The organism is Enterococcus mundtii (assembly GCF_013394305.1).
Lineage (GTDB): Bacteria > Bacillota > Bacilli > Lactobacillales > Enterococcaceae > Enterococcus_B > Enterococcus_B pernyi.
The window spans coordinates 957,797-976,003 of the sequence record NZ_AP019810.1 but is presented as its reverse complement, the minus strand read 5'-3'; the positions used below and the strand labels follow the sequence as shown (position 1 = coordinate 976,003).

19 protein-coding genes, 1 pseudogene and 1 other annotated feature are annotated in these 18,207 nt (G+C 40.3%); of the genes and pseudogenes, 14 read left to right on the top strand and 6 right to left on the bottom strand.

Translation table 11 applies throughout. From position 1 onward, the window contains the following. Window positions 1-37: 37 nt before the first annotated feature. Window positions 38-991: a glycosyltransferase family 2 protein gene (locus HZ311_RS04730; protein ID WP_137072797.1), complete on the bottom strand. Its 954-nt coding sequence runs from the start codon at window positions 989-991 to the stop codon at window positions 38-40. Window positions 992-1,187: 196 nt separating this feature from the next. On the opposite strand from HZ311_RS04730, the gene HZ311_RS04725 reads away from it, so the two are divergent. Beyond that, window positions 1,188-1,652: a methylated-DNA--[protein]-cysteine S-methyltransferase gene (locus tag HZ311_RS04725; RefSeq protein ID WP_010734626.1), complete on the top strand. Its 465-nt coding sequence runs from the start codon at window positions 1,188-1,190 to the stop codon at window positions 1,650-1,652. 87 nt (window positions 1,653-1,739) lie between these two features. Here the strand turns inward: HZ311_RS04725 and HZ311_RS04720 are convergent, their stop codons facing one another. Next, window positions 1,740-2,783: a YeiH family protein gene (locus tag HZ311_RS04720; protein ID WP_023520254.1), complete on the bottom strand. Its 1,044-nt coding sequence runs from the start codon at window positions 2,781-2,783 to the stop codon at window positions 1,740-1,742. Window positions 2,784-2,905: 122 nt separating this feature from the next. Further along, window positions 2,906-3,874 carry a TDT family transporter gene (locus HZ311_RS04715; protein WP_010734628.1) on the bottom strand — a complete coding sequence of 323 codons (969 nt, stop codon included), beginning with the start codon at window positions 3,872-3,874 and terminating at the stop codon, window positions 2,906-2,908. 290 nt (window positions 3,875-4,164) lie between these two features. Here HZ311_RS04715 and HZ311_RS04710 point away from each other — a divergent pair, with 290 nt between their 5' ends. The 12 genes and pseudogenes from HZ311_RS04710 (at window position 4,165) to sufB (ending at window position 15,411) form a co-directional block, all read left to right on the top strand. Continuing rightward, a complete protein-coding gene (locus HZ311_RS04710; protein WP_178946508.1) occupies window positions 4,165-4,986 on the top strand; it encodes a LysR family transcriptional regulator in 822 nt (273 codons plus the stop codon). Window positions 4,987-5,173: 187 nt separating this feature from the next. After that, a complete protein-coding gene (locus HZ311_RS04705) occupies window positions 5,174-6,361 on the top strand; it encodes an FtsW/RodA/SpoVE family cell cycle protein (RefSeq protein ID WP_010734630.1) in 1,188 nt (395 codons plus the stop codon). A gap of 6 nt (window positions 6,362-6,367) precedes the next feature. Then, window positions 6,368-6,724, top strand: a pseudogene (locus tag HZ311_RS04700) (arsenate reductase family protein). A 1-nt stretch (window position 6,725) separates the two neighbouring features. Further along, the gene (locus HZ311_RS04695; protein WP_010734632.1) at window positions 6,726-7,064 is read left to right on the top strand and encodes a glycine cleavage system H family protein; all 339 of its coding nucleotides are present in this window, start codon (window positions 6,726-6,728) and stop codon (window positions 7,062-7,064) included. A gap of 67 nt (window positions 7,065-7,131) precedes the next feature. After that, window positions 7,132-7,381, top strand: a binding site (T-box leader). 67 nt (window positions 7,382-7,448) lie between these two features. Beyond that, the gene (locus HZ311_RS04690; RefSeq protein WP_010734633.1) at window positions 7,449-8,483 is read left to right on the top strand and encodes a methionine ABC transporter ATP-binding protein; all 1,035 of its coding nucleotides are present in this window, start codon (window positions 7,449-7,451) and stop codon (window positions 8,481-8,483) included. Further along, window positions 8,476-9,162, top strand: a complete 687-nt coding sequence (locus HZ311_RS04685; RefSeq protein WP_010734634.1) for a methionine ABC transporter permease — start codon at window positions 8,476-8,478, stop codon at window positions 9,160-9,162. Before HZ311_RS04690 ends, HZ311_RS04685 begins: the two co-directional genes overlap by 8 nt. Window positions 9,163-9,185: 23 nt before the next feature. Beyond that, entirely contained in the window at window positions 9,186-10,037 is an 852-nt protein-coding gene (locus tag HZ311_RS04680) for a MetQ/NlpA family ABC transporter substrate-binding protein (protein WP_023520252.1), read from the top strand. Between the two features lie 211 nt (window positions 10,038-10,248). Continuing rightward, the gene (gene sufC / locus HZ311_RS04675) at window positions 10,249-11,022 is read left to right on the top strand and encodes a Fe-S cluster assembly ATPase SufC (RefSeq protein ID WP_010734636.1); all 774 of its coding nucleotides are present in this window, start codon (window positions 10,249-10,251) and stop codon (window positions 11,020-11,022) included. 14 nt (window positions 11,023-11,036) lie between these two features. Further along, window positions 11,037-12,326: a Fe-S cluster assembly protein SufD gene (gene sufD, locus HZ311_RS04670; RefSeq protein ID WP_019724375.1), complete on the top strand. Its 1,290-nt coding sequence runs from the start codon at window positions 11,037-11,039 to the stop codon at window positions 12,324-12,326. Next, a complete protein-coding gene (locus tag HZ311_RS04665) occupies window positions 12,323-13,558 on the top strand; it encodes a cysteine desulfurase (protein ID WP_023520251.1) in 1,236 nt (411 codons plus the stop codon). The genes sufD and HZ311_RS04665 overlap by 4 nt, the downstream gene beginning before the upstream one ends. Then, window positions 13,545-14,015, top strand: a complete 471-nt coding sequence (gene sufU, locus HZ311_RS04660) for a Fe-S cluster assembly sulfur transfer protein SufU (protein ID WP_178946507.1) — start codon at window positions 13,545-13,547, stop codon at window positions 14,013-14,015. Before HZ311_RS04665 ends, sufU begins: the two co-directional genes overlap by 14 nt. 4 nt (window positions 14,016-14,019) lie before the next feature. Then, entirely contained in the window at window positions 14,020-15,411 is a 1,392-nt protein-coding gene (gene sufB, locus HZ311_RS04655; RefSeq protein WP_010734640.1) for a Fe-S cluster assembly protein SufB, read from the top strand. A gap of 85 nt (window positions 15,412-15,496) precedes the next feature. Here sufB and HZ311_RS04650 read toward each other — a convergent pair whose 3' ends face one another. The 3 genes from HZ311_RS04650 to HZ311_RS04640 all read right to left on the bottom strand — a co-directional run bounded on the left by HZ311_RS04650 (window position 15,497) and on the right by HZ311_RS04640 (window position 17,698). After that, window positions 15,497-16,669: a site-specific integrase gene (locus HZ311_RS04650; protein WP_178946506.1), complete on the bottom strand. Its 1,173-nt coding sequence runs from the start codon at window positions 16,667-16,669 to the stop codon at window positions 15,497-15,499. A gap of 279 nt (window positions 16,670-16,948) precedes the next feature. Then, entirely contained in the window at window positions 16,949-17,353 is a 405-nt protein-coding gene (locus HZ311_RS04645) for an ImmA/IrrE family metallo-endopeptidase (protein WP_178946505.1), read from the bottom strand. 9 nt (window positions 17,354-17,362) lie between these two features. Further along, on the bottom strand, window positions 17,363-17,698 hold the full coding sequence (locus HZ311_RS04640; protein WP_126134307.1) for a helix-turn-helix domain-containing protein: 336 nt from the start codon (window positions 17,696-17,698) through the stop codon (window positions 17,363-17,365). A gap of 305 nt (window positions 17,699-18,003) precedes the next feature. Between HZ311_RS04640 and HZ311_RS04635 the strand changes: the two genes are divergently transcribed. Beyond that, window positions 18,004-18,207 carry a hypothetical protein gene (locus HZ311_RS04635; protein ID WP_169058977.1) on the top strand — a complete coding sequence of 68 codons (204 nt, stop codon included), beginning with the start codon at window positions 18,004-18,006 and terminating at the stop codon, window positions 18,205-18,207.

The following is an 18,207-nucleotide window of genomic DNA, read 5'->3' as shown; positions in this document are numbered from 1 at the left end:
CTACCCTCTAATTTGAAAGGATAGCTTCATTCATTACTTATTTATCTGTTTGTTCCCCAATTTGGTGGGCTTTTTGTTTTTCAGTTTCCCGTACGATATAGACTGGGCGTTTTTTCGTTTCTAGGAAGATTTTCCCGATATATTTCCCAATGATGCCAAGACAAAGGAGTTGGATTCCGCCGATGAATAAAACGATCGAGACGAGTGAAGGCCAACCGGAAGTTGGATCACCAAATAATAACGCACGTAAAATAATAAATAATATGGCGATTCCTGAACCGATACATGATAATGCACCAACAAATGAGGCGATGTTCAATGGCGTGTCAGAAAAATTGACGATCCCATCAATTGAATAGTTGAATAATTTCCAAAATGACCAAGACGTTTCACCGGCAACGCGTTCGCGATTTTCAAATGAGAGATACTCAGTTTTGAATCCTACCCAACTGAATAGTCCTTTTGAAAAGCGATTGTATTCCGCTAATTCTAAGACCGCATCCACCATTTGGCGAGTCATCATGCGATAATCTCTTGCACCGTCAATCATTTCAGTATCACTGATTTTATTGATCAATTGGTAAAATTTCTTCGCAAAGAAACTACGGATAGCTGGTTCACCTTCACGAGTAGAACGGCGTGTACCGATACAATCGATATCGGAGTTGATGACTTTATCGATCATCACTGGTAATAATTCAGGCGGATCTTGTAAATCGACGTCCATGACAGTGACAAGGTCTCCTGTAGAGGCTTGCAGGCCGGCATATAGTGCAGCTTCTTTTCCGAAATTTCGTGAAAAAGCGACAAAACGAACGGATTCATGTACATTCGCTAATTTTTTGATGGCAGCCAATGTGCCATCACTTGACCCATCATCGATAAAAAGATACTCGAACTCGTAATCGCCACGAAATTTTTCGACTTCGTCAAAAAAAAGTGGGACAGTTTTTTCTTCATTAAAACAAGGGATGACAATTGATATTTTCATGTTTTCGTTCCTTTCAAGCATGTTTTTTTCATATAACCTATATAAATAAAAGTATGCTTAAATAACAAAAATAAAATATGTTATAAGCGCCTTATTCAGTGTACCATCTCTATGGCATTAAATAAACTTTTAGGTTGCTTTTTTTTCTTGAATCATAGATGATAAATAAAATAAGTGAGGAGGAAGGCGGACAAAAATGAAAATTGAAACACCAATCGGTCCTTTATGGCTTGATGCCGATCAAAAAGGATTAACAGCTGTCTCTTTTGAACGAATTTCTGAAAATGAAGAAGCAAATGCTCAGATTTTATCCTTGGCAAAACAACAGCTGGAAGAGTATTTTTCAGGTGAAAGACACGTTTTCGATGTACCTTTATCTTTCCAAAGAGGAACAGCCTTTCAACAAAAGGTTTGGCGAGTGCTCACAAGAATCCCTTATGGACAAAGTCGCACATATAAACAAGTGGCACAGGCAATCGGGCAACCAAAGGCAGCTCGTGCGATTGGTCAAGCCAATCGTTTGAATCCTCTACCAATCGTTATTCCTTGTCACCGAGTGATTGGGCAAAATGGACAATTGACTGGGTATATGGGGAAAGCTGAAAATGGGTTAGTGATCAAACGGCAACTATTAGTGCTTGAAAATATTTTAGCTCATTAGGCTGTACTACTAGCTGACAGCACAGATAAATAAGCACCAACACCTCGAAATAGAAAATCTTTCCGAGGTGTTGGTGCTTATTTTTACTTATAGTTTGATCAACCAAATAAAGAATAAAGCCATGATCGTTTGTAAAAGTCCCACAGTCAATCCATACGTCAAGAATCGTTTTCCTTCTTTCATGAACTTTGCAAAATCCAAACGTAAGCCAATCGCGGCTAATGCAGTGACCTCAAACCAACCACTAATAAAACTAGCGCTTTGATCAATCACATGGGGAATGGTAAAGAAGCTGTTGATTAAACACACGATCAAGAAGCCTAAAACGTACCAAGGAAGTGGCATTTTTCGTTTGTGGTTTTTTGGCGTATACGTTGAAGAGACGGCCGGCTGTTTTTTTTTCATAAATTTTTCAAAGAGGAAGACCACGACCACAAGCATCATGATCCGCATGATTTTAAACAGCATTGCAAATTGCACGACTGAAGTATCTAATAGACTTGCTCCAGCAACAACTTGTCCAACGGATTGTAAAGTACCACCTATAAGTGCACTTTTTTCGATCAGTTGATCACCAAAGAGTTGGAGACCTAAAAAGGGAAGTGTCAACATCATCACTGTTCCTAAAAGATTGACCAAGGTAATGACTTGGCCCTTTTCTTCTTCATCTGCATGGATCACTGGAGCAATCGAAGCAATGGCTGAAGAACCGCAAATGGCGTTTCCACCTGCCATCATCAAGGAAAATGTATCGCTGAACAATAGTTTTTTTCCGATGAAATAGGCACCAAGAATCGTGACAGTCATTTGGAGTAACACGAAAGTTACACCTTTGATACCAATCTGTGCAATCGTTTGGATCGTCACAGTTGCACCAAGCAAGAAAACGGAACATTCTAATAGTTTACTTTCGGCAAATTTGGTACCCACCGCAAGTTCAGGTTGCTTAAACAAGGTGTTTCCTAAGACGATACCAAGTAAAATCGCAATCGTTCCTGCACCGAGTTGAGGGACAAAGGGTCCCAGTAGCCGACTAATGACTGCGACAGAAAAGGCGAGTAGTAGTCCGGGTAAGATTTTTCGGCCACCAAATTTTTTCAGCGTTTTTATATAAGTAAATAAAGCATTCATTTGATTCTTTCCTTTCATTTAAGAAAAAGTTTTTCTAAAATATAGTATCATTTAATTGTTTCTTCGTGAATACAAAAAAACCTTCTGCCTTTTTACTAAGTGAAAAAGACAGAAGGTGAAGTCTATTCTATCAATCCCTTTGAAAGGTGATGTTTATGTTGACTGTGTTCTTTAATCAAGTAGATGGCATAGTGTCCTAAGACGTAAGCGATCATGCCACAGGCAATCAAACACTCGATGACTTTCAATCCATCTAAGATCCCTGTAGCAAACCCTAATTGATGGAAATAAGCAGTGGCAGTAGAGATTGCTGTAGCAGAGATTACCAATGGGAAAGTAAAGGCTGCAAAACTTGGATAAAAATCAAGCAATAACAGACGTGGTAACATGGCTAAAACTATAAAGTAAAGTACTTGCGAAACAAGGAACAACGTCATGACTAAGGCCAAATTTGGGTCTTCAAAGTTTTTTAAGTACCCTGTCAGGCACAAAGAACCAGGTGCTGCAAGAATCGCAATCAATGGCAAGGTTGGTTGCGCCATATTTTTGACAAAGAAAATTCGATGGATGATGATTGGTAGTAGTACGACATAACAAGCTAACGAAAGCCAGAAGAAGATCTTTCCAAGGATCGGAGAAAAGTTTCCAGCAGTTACTGTGATGACACCAAAACCAACATACACGATAAACCAGCTTGGAAAAATTGCTTCTATTGACAAGTCTGCTTTAACTACATGATGGTAATTAAAGTACAGAACCAAGATGATTTGGAAGATCACTGCGGCTAACCAAATCAATTTGACGATTGGCGCAATTGATTTGAAAGAAACAAAATACGTACAGATGACCATCAAAGACATCGTAAAGGTCGGCGAGACGGAAGCGACGATTGGATCATATAGATGTTGCTTCGTGTGTTCAAATAAAAGGATCAGTTTGCCGATGATCAACAGCATCAAAAGCATACCGATCGCACCTACAAAATTCCCTACATGTGTCAAATGATAGTCTTTTAAAAGATTCCCTAAAGAAGTCAATCCAAGGATCAACCCACAAATCGGGATCGGAACAATCTTCAAGAAATGCTTCATACATTACTCTCCTTTTTTATTGATAATCAAGGACAGACTCGTTGCAACGATAAGTAGCCAACGATGAAAACTGCTTGTTACGAAGAATAGTAAAGTTTTTCAATGGGAAAAAACAAATCGCATGGATGCTTCTCCTTATCGTTGCAGTAAGCTGTCTGGAAGGCTGTGAGGTGTGTGTAACTGAAGGTCCACAACCTGTTCCTTACACTTTTCATTATAGAGTCTTTTTGATATATTTAAATCAAATAGTTATTATAGTTACTATAAAAAAAGATAATGGAAGTGGTTAGATGTTTAAGTTATTAACAACCTTTCGTGTCGTTTATGAAACAAGAAATTTTTCGCGAACCGCTGAATTACTCTATTTGTCTCAACCTGCGGTGTCCAATCAAATCAAACAATTGGAGCGGGATCTTGGGGTGGAACTTTTCCAACGTAATGGACGACAAGAGATGAAACCGACAAAACAAGCGGATTTGCTTTATGAACGAACATTGGTTTTATTGGAAGAATGGGAAACAACACAACAACAATTAGCGGATGAAAAAAATGAAGAAGAAGTGTGCCGGATCGTCGCTTCCCATACATTTGCGGTGTATTTATTGCCTCAATTGATGAAAGAGTTGATCGTGCGTTTTCCAAAAATCAAGTTTTCGATTGCTTTTGCGAATTCTCATGAGAGTTTGAAGCAAGTGGCAAAACATGAAGCTGATTTTGGTTTTATCGAAAAACCTTTAGAAACAACCGGAGTACAACGCTTTTCTTTACTTGAAGATGCGTTGGTCGTTGCAGGTGATCCTAAGAGTGAGCTATGGCTAGTCAGGGAATCTTCTTCAGGTGTGTTCCATTACACGCAACGTTATTTTGAAGAAAAGAATATCCAAGGGAAGAAAATGCTTGTAAAAAGTAATGAAGTCATTGTGGCGATGTTGAAAGAAGGAATCGGACGATCCATATTATCCAAACGAGCAGTACCAAAAGGGATACACGTTGAACCTTTAGCTGAATCTCGTCAGTTCTATTTGATCCAACGGACCCATTTGACCTCTGAACGGTTATTAGAAGTAGGAAATGAGATCTTGGATTTCTATAAAAAGGAAAAGAAAAAATGAAAAATATCAGACGGAATCAATAGAACTTCTCCCTTGAATAAGCGTTTTTTTCGTTTTTATCTTAAGAAAGGATAAAGAGAAATGAATAAGATTAATTTTTCGCAAATCTCATTTGCTTTGGCTTTCATTTATAGAAGGAGACAGCTATAATATAGGGCAGTATGGTTTTTAGGAAAAGGGATGAAAAATGGAAAAAAAAATAAAAACTTCGAATGATAACCGCATTGATTACGGAGTCATTCTACCAGTATTTTTATTATGTTTGATTGGGATTTTATCCTTATACGTTGCATTGACACATGATCCAAACGGTCCTTCTGTGACAAGAGGTGTCGGGATGCAGATCATTTGGTACCTTGTGGGAGCAGTAGCGATTGCAATCGTCATGCGGATCAATTCAAAATGGATCTGGAAATTGACACCGTATCTCTATGGACTAGGATTGCTTGTCATGGGGTTGCTCTTACGATTTTACGACCAAAATCTGGCGGCAAGTACTGGTTCAAAAAACTGGTTCCGTTTTGGAAGTGTCACATTTCAACCAGCCGAGCTGATGAAGATCGCTTATATTTTGATGCTGGCGTTGATCGTAACGAAGCACAATACGCAAGTCAAAGTTCGCACAATCAAATCTGATTTTTGGCTGATTGCAAAGATGTTGATCATTTCGATTCCTGTGATTGCGTTAGTCATGGCGCAAAAAGACTTTGGGACGATGCTCGTCTTTCTGGCGATCTTTGGTGGCGTCTTTTTGATGTCAGGGATTTCTTGGAAAATCATTGGTCCGATCTTTGCTTTAGCATTTATTGTGGGGGCAGGAACGATTTTCCTTGTGACCACAGAATCAGGAAGAGAATTCCTATATACTGTTGGGTTCAAATCTTACCAATTTGCCCGAATCGATTCTTGGCTCGATCCATTTCATGATACGTCGGGCTTTAGCTTCCAACCCGCCCAAGGGATTTTAGCAATCGGAACAGGTGGGATGTTCGGAAAAGGCTTTAACGTCAGCAACATTTACGTGCCAGTCCGAGAATCGGATATGATATTCACTGTCATTGGCGAGAATTTTGGCTTTATTGGTGGCGCATTTGTCATTTTCTTGTATTTTGTATTGATTTATCGTATGATACGTGTCTGCTTCGATACGAACAATGAGTTTTATGCCTATATCGCAAGTGGATTGATCATGATGCTCTTATTCCATGTCTTTGAAAACATTGGCGCAAATATCGGCTTACTTCCATTAACTGGGATTCCATTGCCGTTTATCAGTCAAGGGGGTTCATCGATCTTAGGGAATATGATTGGGATCGGATTGATCTTATCTATGCGTTATCAAAATGAAGCACCGGTAAAAAATTCTAGGAGGTAACGTAAGTTGTTTACTTTTTATGAGTACCCAAAGTGTTCCACTTGTCGAAAAGCCAAGGCTTGGCTCGACAATCATCAAGTAACGTATCAAGCGGTCGACATGGTCAAAGATACGCCTACGGCAGAAACGATCGAATCATGGTTGAAGCATTCCGATGTGCCGCTTCGACGTGTCTTTAATACAAGCGGGATGAAGTACCGTGAACTTGGTCTAAAAGACCAAATCGATTAATTATCCCTCACAGAAGCAAGTCAGCTGTTATCTACGGACGGCATGTTGATCAAACGTCCATTGATCGTCAAAGACAATCAACTGGTCACAATCGGTTTTAATGAAAAAATATACGAAGGAGCATTCAATTAAAATGGCTGGGAAACACTTAAAGAAGAAAGATAACCTTTGGATTTTATTTAATGGAAAAGAATACTGTGTAGGTTTGACAAAAGAAGCGCAAGAAGATCTAGGTGAGATCACGTTTGCCAACTTACCAAAAATCGGTAAAGCGTATCAAGCAGGCGATGCACTAGTTGAAGTAGAAGCAGAAAAAGCAGTCACTGAATTTGCAAGTCCATTATCTGGAACAGTCTCATCTGTGAATGAAAAAATCAGTGAGAATATCGCTGTTTTGAACGATGAAGATGAAATGACTGCGTGGTTATTGAGTTTTAAAGATGTCGATGCAGCAGAATTCGACGCACTTTAAGAAACACGATGTTCAAATAAATGTTTGACACTGATTCTTGTAACTGCTATAATCATAAACAATCATATTGAAAGCTTTGATAAGAAGAGTACATGTCACAGATGTTTCAAGAGAGCCCGGTTTGCTGTGAAAGGGTAACGGAAATGAGATGGAAGATGGTCTTAGAGCAGAGTGAGTGAGCGCAAGCAAACTGACTACGGGAGTGCCCGTTATAGCACAGCAGTATGCGACTAGCGTCAAGTACTGAACGAGGTTGTTATTGTGAAATAGCAGCGAATCAAGGTGGTCACACGGAAGTCTAAACTTTCGTCCTTTTGCTAAACGCAAAGGACGAAAGTTTTTTTGTTGTCTAAGAGAAAATAAGTAAAGAAAGATGTGAACGATATGTCATTGATCCAATTGACGAATGTCAAGAAAACATTTGGCGGGAAACATGGGACGATCCACGCTATCAACGACGTTTCACTACAAGTGGAACAAGGCGACATTTACGGCATCGTCGGTTATTCCGGTGCTGGTAAGAGTACGTTAGTCCGTTTGTTGAACGGCTTGGAATTACCTACAGATGGTCAAGTAATTGTCAACGACCAAGACATTACTAAATTAAAAAATAAAGAATTACGCGTTTTTCGTAAAAAAATCGGCATGATTTTTCAACATTTCAATCTATTGTGGTCACGTACCGTACTAGAAAATATCCAGTTCCCTTTGGAATTAGCCGGTGTATCGAAACAACAACGGAAAGAAAGAGCAGAAGAATTGCTCCGTTTAGTCGGTTTGGAAGGACGAGGACAAGCTTATCCGTCCCAATTATCCGGTGGACAAAAGCAAAGAGTCGGGATTGCTCGTGCGTTAGCCAATGAACCAGAAATCCTCCTTTGCGATGAAGCGACAAGTGCATTGGACCCACAAACGACAGAAGAGGTCTTAGATTTATTATTAGCAATCAATAAAAAGTTGAACTTGACGATTGTTTTGATCACTCATGAAATGAACGTTATTCGCAAAATCTGTAACAAAGTGGCAGTGATGGAGCGTGGGCAAGTCGTAGAAGAAGGCGATGCGTTGACCGTTTTCCGTCATCCGCAACAAGAAGTCACGAAACGTTTCGTCCAACAAGACATCGAACCAGAAGCTGAATCCACTGAATTATTGGCAGAGTTGATCAAAGAAAATCCAGACGGTCGCTTAGTGACATTGACCTTCAACGAAACGAACGCCAACGAACCAGTGATTTCTCAAGCCATTCGTCGTTACAATGTGGATATCAACGTCGTATATGGGAAAATCAAGCAAACTAAAGAAGGCTCGTTTGGTTCACTGACTACCTTGATGATCGGAGAGGAAAACGAATTGGACCAAGCAGAAAACTTCATCAAAGAGCAAGGCGTCGGAGTGGAGGTGATCCATCATGGATAAAAGCTTCACAGAAACCTACCTTGATTTCAGCCAAATCAACATGGAGACGATGCAACAAGCCATCATGGACACGTTATACATGACGTTGATCTCCATGGTCTTAGTAACCATCATCGGTTTGATCCTTGGTTTGATCCTTTACTCGATCGGTCGCAAAAACAAACCGTATGCGCGGATCATTTACGGCATCGTTTCGATCATTAGTAATATTTTCCGATCGACACCATTCATGATCTTGATGGTCTTGATCATTCCTTTTACCAAAGCAATCGTGGGAACGATGTTAGGCGCACAAGCAGCGATTCCAGCTCTCGTGTTGTCCGCTGCTCCTTTTTACGCTCGACTTGTAGAAATCGCGTTTCGCGAAGTCAGCCCTGGGGTCTTAGAAGCCGCAGATGCGATGGGGGCGAGCTATTGGGAAATCATTTGGAAAGTCTTGATACCTGAAAGTGTCCCGGCTTTGATCTCAGGTTTGACTGTAACAACGATCTCGATGATCGGTTTTACTGCCATGGCAGGTGCAATCGGTGCCGGCGGTCTAGGTGGCTTGGCTTGGCAAGAAGGCTACCAACGTGGTAATTTAACAGTGACTTTTGTCGCTACCTTGATTATTTTAGTCATTGTATTTATTGTTCAAGGAATCGGGGATTTCTTAACGAAGAAAACAGATAAAAGATAGTAGGAAATAGGAGGATATAGGATATGAAAAAGAAAATTTTTGGATTTGCAGCAACGCTTTTACTGACAGTTGGATTAGCCGCATGTGGAAACGGTGGAAGCAGTAGTGACTCATCAAACGCATCAGACGACGATACAACCTTGAAAATCGGCGCATCACCAACACCACATGCGGAAATCTTAGAACATGTGAAACCTCTTTTGAAAGACGAAGGCATTGATTTGGAAATCGTCAAATTTGACGATTATGTCTTGCCAAACCAAGCATTATCAGAAGGCGACATCGATGCGAACTATTTCCAACACATCCCTTACTTGAACAAAGAAATCGACGAAAAAGGCTATGATTTTGTCAATGCGGGTGCTGTCCACATCGAACCAATGGGCTTGTATTCAAAAAAAATCAAAGACATTTCTGAATTAGAAGATGGCGCAACGATCATTACTTCAAATTCAGAATCTGACTGGGGACGGATCATCACGATCTTGAAAGACGCTGGTTTAGTGACAGTCAAAGACGGCGTTGATTTAGAAACAGCCACATTTGATGATATCGATGAAAATCCTAAAAACTTGAAATTCAATCATACGATCGATCCAGCATTATTGGCTTCTACCTACCAAAATGATGAAGGTGATCTAGTAGCTATCAACGCGAACTTTGCTTACGGCGCTGGATTGAATCCATTAGAAGATGCGGTATTACTAGAAAAAGATAACTCACCATATGTCAACATCATTGCGACACGTAAAGGTGACGAAGACAGCGACAAGATCAAAAAATTGATTGAAGTCTTGCATCAAGAAGATGTTCGTCAATGGATCGAAGAACAATGGGAAGGCTCCGTAAAATCTGTCGATGCGGATGCAAAATAAAACCTGTAAAGTCTGGGAATGATTCCTAGACTTTTTTTGAGAAAAAACGAACAAAACTATTTTATTCAGTTTATAAAGATTATCAATTGAAAATGATGTTTTATTTGCAATAAATCAAAATTATGACATTTTTAACTGGTCGGGGCGTTGCGCTTCATTCTCAATTAGTCTAAAATAAGTGAGAACGAATCAGAATATGGAGGGGAACTACATGTCTGTCTTAGAAATAAAAAACCTACATGTGTCGATTGAGGACAAGAAAATCCTTAAAGGCGTGAATTTAACAATGAAAACAGGGGAAATCCATGCCATCATGGGACCAAACGGAACAGGTAAATCGACCTTGTCTGCTGCAATTATGGGAAATCCGAATTACGAAGTAACTGAAGGAGAAATCCTTTTTGATGGGCAAAATGTGTTAGAGCTAGAAGTAGATGAACGTGCACGTTTAGGTCTGTTTTTAGCCATGCAATACCCAAGTGAGATTCCAGGAATCACAAATGCCGAATTTATGCGTGCAGCGATCAATGCGACACGTCCGGAAGATGACAAGATTTCTGTCATGTCATTCTTGAAAAAGTTAGATGAAAAGATGGCACTTTTGAACATGCCAGAAGAAATGGCTGAACGTTATTTGAACGAAGGCTTTTCTGGTGGAGAGAAAAAACGTAACGAGATCTTACAACTCTTGATGTTAGAACCAACGTTTGCGATTTTAGATGAAATCGATTCTGGTTTAGATATCGATGCACTGAAAGTCGTGGCAAAAGGCGTGAACGAAATGCGTGGCGACAGCTTTGGTGCCTTGATCATCACTCATTACCAACGCTTGTTAAACTACATCACACCTGACGTCGTCCACATCATGATGGAAGGTCGTGTCGTGATGACTGGTAGTGCAGATCTAGCAAAACGCCTAGAAGCCGAAGGATATGCTGGCATCAGTAAAGAATTAGGAATCGACTACAAAGAAGAAGAAGCGTAAGGAGGAGCACATCTATGAAAGACATTAAATGGCTCGATCATCTTGACGCTGTTACAGATTTTTCATTCAGTAAAGGTGAACCGGAATGGATGACGACGCTTCGTCAAGAGGCGCTGAAAAAAGCAGATGAACTACCATTGCCCCATATCGAACGTGTGAAATTCCACCGTTGGCCATTGTTTTCAATCAATGAGTTGACTGATCAGACACCTGAATCTGGAAATGTTGCGGCATTTGATGCGATGAAAGACAATCCATTAGTCGTGCAACAAGGCACCTTGACTGTCTTTGAGCAATTATCCGCAGACCTTGCAGAACAAGGAGTGATCTTTACAGATCTATTTACGGCGATGCAAGAATACCCTGAATTAGTCCAAGAATATTACATGACGAAAGCGGTTGAAATGGACGAAGATCAATTGACTGCACTTCATGCCGCATTCATGAATAGTGGTTTGTTCTTATACGTACCAAAAAACGTGGTCATCAAAGAACCGATCGAATCCCTGTTTATCCAAGAAGGCGCATTTTCGCAACACTTCTTTAAACACGTCTTGATCGTCGCAGATGAACACAGTGAATTCTCTTACTTGGAACGATTCCAAACAACTGGAGAAGAATTACAAAAAGTCTCTGGGAATATCATTGTTGAAGTCATCGCCAAAGCCGGTGCCAAAGTCAAATATGCAGCAGTCGATCAATTAGGCGAAAATGTCACAGCATATATGAACCGTCGTGGACATATCTTACGGGATGCTTTTGTGGACTGGGCAATCGGAGTGATGAACGATGGGAATATCGTCGCTGATTTTGATTCAGATCTTGTCGGTGAAGGCGGACATGCGGAAGTCAAGATCGTGGCAATCAGTTCAGGAAAACAAACGCAAGGAATCGATACCCGGGTGACAAATAAAGCCCCACATACGATTGGACATATCTTGCAACATGGTGTGATCCGCGAACGTGGTACGTTGACATTCAACGGTATTGGACACATCTTGAAAAAAGCCAAAGGTGCCGATGCCCAACAAGAAAGCCGTGTCTTGATGCTTTCAGATAAAGCCAGAGGCGATGCCAATCCGATCCTCTTGATCGATGAACACGAAGTTACAGCAGGACATGCCGCAAGTGTTGGACGTGTCGATCCGGAAGAAATGTATTATTTGATGAGTCGAGGCTTACGAAAAGAAGAAGCAGAACGTTTAGTCATTCGTGGCTTCTTAGGGTCTGTCTTAACTGCGATCCCAGTTGAAGCGGTGCGCAAAGAACTAGTGGCAGTTATTGAAGGGAAGTTAAATGTATGATTTCTCCAGAACGTATCCGTCAAGATTTCCCGATCTTATTTCAGGAAGTCAATGACGAACCCCTGGTGTATTTAGACAATGCAGCGACTACGCAAAAACCCAAACAAGTGTTAGCGACTATGACGCATTATTATTCCGCAAACAATGCCAACGTCCATCGAGGCGTGCATACATTAGCTGAGCGAGCAACCCATGATTATGAAGCTGCCAGAGAAAAAGTTCGTCGTTTTTTAAATGCTCAAGAGACCGCCGAGATCCTTTTCACTCGTGGAACGACCACAAGCTTGAATTGGGTAGCACAAAGCTATGGCGATGCCTTTGTCAAAGCCGGTGATGAAATCGTGATCTCTTACATGGAGCATCATTCGAACATCATCCCTTGGCAACAGTTGGCAAAACGAACTGGCGCTACTTTGAAATACATCGAATTGACCGAAGAAGGCTTTCTTGATCTAGAACATGCCACTTCGATCATTACAGAAAAAACCAAGATCGTGTCGGTCGCCCATGCCTCTAATGTATTAGGTGTCATCAATCCGATCCAAGAGTTGGCGACGATCGTTCATGAAAAAGGCGGAATTTTGGTGGTGGACGGTGCACAATCTGCCCCACACATCAAAATCGATGTCCAATCTTTAGACTGTGACTTCTTTGCCTTTAGCGGACATAAGATGTGCGCAACGACCGGAACAGGTGTATTATATGGAAAACGGAAATGGTTGGAACAAATGGAACCCGTTGAATTCGGTGGAGAAATGATCGACTTTGTTGGCCTACAAGACAGCACATGGAAAGAACTTCCCTGGAAATTTGAAGCAGGCACACCAAACATCGCCGGTGTGATCGCACTTGGCGCTGCCATCGATTATCTTGAATCGATTGGTCTAGCAGGCATTCATCAATATGAAGAAGAACTTGTTGGTTATGTCTTACCAAAACTGCAAGCAATCGAAGGCTTGACGATCTATGGACCAAAAGACCCTGCGCATCGTACAGGCGTGATTTCCTTTAATTTAGAGAATCTACATCCCCATGATGTAGCGACTGCTCTTGATATGGAAGGCGTCGCCGTTCGTGCCGGTCATCATTGTGCCCAACCATTATTGAAGTATCTAGGGGTTGCTGCGACAGCTCGTGCCAGCTTTTACATGTATAACACAAAAGCAGATGCCGATCGTTTCGTCCAAGCAATTCTCGCAACAAAGGAGTTTTTCCAACATGGCCCTATCTAAATTAGACAATCTTTACCGTCACGTGATCTTGGACCATTCATCCCATCCACATCATCGTGGCACGTTGACGGAATCAACGAATAAGATTGAAATGAACAATCCCACCTGTGGGGATGTCATTGAATTACAAGTCGAGATCAAAGACGGCAAAATCAATAATATCGCCTTTGACGGCAGTGGTTGCTCCATCAGCACAGCCAGTGCCTCAATGATGACCGATGCTGTCAGCGGCAAAACAATTGCAGAAGCAGAGCAATTGACGGACGACTTTTTACTACTGGTCCAAGGAAAAGAAGTCGCAGAGCTTGAATCACTAGGGGACGCTGCCATGTTAAGTGGTGTCGCAAAATTCCCCGCGCGTATCAAATGCGCAACACTTGCCTGGAAAGCACTAGGCAAAGCAATGGAAGAAGACGGTACTGCAACCGTCCATCATGAGCACAAGGAAAAGGAGTGAGCAAATGGGCGTACCAGAATTAGAAGAATATAAATTTGGCTTCCACGACGATGTGGAACCCGTTTTTAGTACAGGAGAAGGCTTGACCGAAGAAGTCGTTCGAGAAATGTCACGAATCAAAGAAGAACCAGAATGGATGTTGGAGTTTCGTTTGAAATCTCTGGAAGCATTCAACAAAATGCCTATGCAAGACTGGGGACCAGACTTATCTGACATTGATTTCAATGCCATCAAATATTACCAAAAACCAAGTGACCGACCTGCTCGCGATTGGGATGACGTACCAGAAAAAATCAAAGAAACCTTTGAACGAATCGGTATTCCAGAAGCCGAACGTGCTTATTTAGCCGGCGCTTCAGCCCAATACGAATCAGAAGTCGTATACCACAATATGAAAGACGAATTCGAAAAACTCGGCATCGTCTTTACCGACACAGATTCTGCATTGAAAGAGTATCCTGAACTATTCAAAGAATACTTTTCAAAACTCGTGCCACCAACAGATAATAAACTAGCCGCACTAAACTCAGCCGTTTGGTCTGGAGGTACGTTTATCTATGTACCAAAAGGCGTCAAAGTCGATGTCCCATTACAAACCTACTTCCGAATCAACGCCGAAAACACCGGCCAATTCGAACGTACGTTGATCATCGTGGACGAAGGCGCCAGCATCCACTATGTCGAAGGCTGTACTGCACCAACCTATTCAAGCAACAGCCTACACGCAGCCATCGTGGAAATCTTTACCCGTAAAGACGGCTACTGCCGCTATACAACGATTCAAAACTGGTCAGACAACGTCTATAACCTCGTAACCAAACGAGCAAAAGCCTACGAAGGCGCAACTGTTGAATGGATTGACGGCAACTTAGGAGCCAAAACAACCATGAAATACCCAAGTGTCTACTTAGACGGACGAGGCGCACGAGGCACCATGCTATCCATCGCATTTGCCGGAGCCAACCAAATCCAAGACACAGGCGCAAAAATGATCCATAATGCACCAAACACTTCAAGCTCGATCGTCTCAAAATCAATTTCAAAAGACGGCGGCGAAGTAAACTACCGAGGCCAAGTCACCTTTGGAAAAGACAGCGCCGGCTCGATCTCCCATATCGAATGTGATACCATCATCATGGACGAATGGTCCAAATCTGATACCATTCCATTCAACGAGATCCACAACAGCCAAGTTTCGTTGGAACACGAAGCAAAAGTCTCCAAAATCTCAGAAGAACAACTTTACTACCTCATGAGCCGCGGCTTGACCGAATCTGAAGCCACAGAAATGATCGTCATGGGCTTCGTCGAACCATTCACAAAAGAACTACCGATGGAATATGCGGTAGAGTTGAATCGGTTGATTAGTTATGAGATGGAAGGCAGCGTTGGTTAAGGTTAAATTACCAATGATTTCAAGCTTTTCATGGAGTGGGTGATTGACATTTGCCACAAATTTGCCACAAAAATAATAAAAAAATTTAGGAGTGCTCTTTGAGTGCTCCTTTTTCGTTCATATAGTTTTGGTAGAGTTTTAAAGAACCATCTTCGATTTTTTCTGTAATGTGCATATAAATGTCAGCAGTCACACTTATAGTGCTGTGCCCAAGTCGAGTACTGACATACTTTATGTTTGCCCCGGATTCTAGTAAATGTACTGCATGGCTATGCCGCAAAGCATGAGGGGAAAGTACAGGGACATTCGCACGTTCACATGTTTTATAGAAAAATTCTCTAACAACTGAATGGCGCAAATAGTTGCCGTTTTCGTTTGAAAATACTATAGATTCATTTATTGGGCTATCGTATGACCGATACCTCAAAATACATTCATTCTTGTTTATTTTATGTTTTTTTAGCAGGTGAACAAGACGATCATCAATTTTGATCGTACGAATACTTGTTTTTGATTTAGGTGGCGTAATTATGGAATTGTTATGATCATCGTAAGATAGTGATTTGTTTACTGATAATTTATCTCCGTCAATATCTGACCACTCTAACGCCAAAGCTTCGCCTAATCGGAGACCAGTACTCGCTAACAGGTAGAATAAGACGTAATATTGAATAGAATGAGCGTATTTACCTAATTTATAAGAGGATAAGTATTCTAACATTTGAGCAAGCTCATTTTTAGAATAGAATTTCAATTTCTGTTCTTCTTTAGCGGTTGGGAGTTTTATTTTTTTGGCAACATTTTTTTCAAGATAGTTGAGTTCATAGACTGCAGTCTCTAATGCATCGTGTAACACATTTAGATTTGATCGAATTGTGTTTCTTGATTGTTGCTTTGTTGTGTCTAGGTCATTTACCCACTTAACAATATCTGTACGGGTTATTTCCTTTAAACTCATCATTCCAAACGTAGGTAATATATGAAGTCTTATGGAACGTTCTAACCTAAGATAAGTTGATTGTTTGATATTTGGTTTTTTGTAAATTTCGAGCCAGTCCTCCAAATAGTCGGCCATCAATATGTTATTAGCTCCAATCTGAATACCGTTATTATATTGTCTTTCAAGTTCATTTGCCGCAGCTTGTGCATCCCTCTTTGTTCTAAACCCACTTTTCGAAACTTCTCTAAATTTTCCGTTATCTTTATATCGAATACGAAAACGCCACTTTCCGTTTTCTTGTTGCTTGATACTAGCCATGATAATCAACACCTTTCTTAGACATTCTAGGACTCTAACACTGCTAACTCTTTATCTTGAAAGCCTGTTGTTTTTTTACTAACGCAATATCTCCTTCGGATATTTCTATTTGAGACAAAACATCATTTGTTAGTATTAAATTTAAGTAGTTATCCATGTCAATATTAAATTTTGCTTCATTCTGTAGTAAAAAAACGTTTGGTATAGTCAAATTTTTTTCGGGCATAATGAATCCCTTTTCAAGAATGTATGTTCGTTTTTCAGGCAAAAAAATAATAATTAAACTGCAACTTCGTTTCTTACCATTTCTAAAATAAGATTTCTGATAGTAGATTCGCAATTGTAATCTAGTTCATAGTAGTCCATAAATGAAAAAATGTTTATTTGATATGGATCGATATGACATTCAGATAAAAAATCGTAGAGTAAATTCTCAATCATAAATCGATCAGCTTCATATTCCATTTTAGTTCTGAAATAAAATATCTTGTAGAGCTCAATAAATTCTTTGTGATCTACAACATGCTTTATTTCATGATAAATTGTTTTTCTTTTGTCTTCTTGCGAGAGGCTGCAGTTAACGAAGATAATATGCTCTTCTTCGATATAGCAGCCATCTGATTCCATTTCAACATAAGCAATACCTACGCCACATTCATTAAGTACCGTTTCTAATAACTGCATACACTCACCTCACTTCGAACTTTGTCTACCTTCTATATAAGCGCGAATTGCCGCTCTATCTATCTCGGTTAGTGGTTTACCACCAAAAGTCATAGCGTTGTCGAGCATCTTGTCTAAATCGTCAGGCACACGTTCCTGTATCGGATTAGGGTTGTCTGTGCGTCCTAATAGGTAGTCAGTTGTTACGCCGAAGTAGTCAGCGATAACTTTTAGATTATTGCCACTAGGTACTTTTTTCTTCCAAGAGTACAAGTAATTTTTACTGAATCCAGTTCGTTCTTCTAAAGTATTTATAGAAATTCCTTGTTTATCAGCTAGTTTTTTTACTCTATCAAATACCGTCATCTCAAGATTCTCCTCAATAGAGAACACAGACGATTAAACTTTTGATTAAAATTAATTTGACAATTAATCTATAGTCTAATATACTGTGTTCATAAGCTAGTTATTTAGCTAGAAACAAAACTAAATAGTACCAATAAAAATCAAAAAATTTCGAGGTCGGCAAACTTAGAAATACTGATTTATAGGCTTTTTTTCAGTCTTATTTAGCTATGGTTTTATTTTACACTATAGTTTAAAAATGTCAATAATTAGTTTAATTTCTAGCTATATTTCTAGCTTAAATATATGAGAAATGAGGTGACGTTATGGTCATTGAAGATTTTCATGAAATGGTCCTGATTCAAATGAAACGTCAAGATAAAACCTGGAAATACCTTGGCGAATTAATCGGAACTTCACCGACATACGCCAAGCAAATTGTAGAAGGTGTTCAAAAAGGCCCTAAAGCCCAGGAATACAAACGTAAAATTGCCAACGATTTACAGATTGCAATAGTAAAGGGGGCGTAA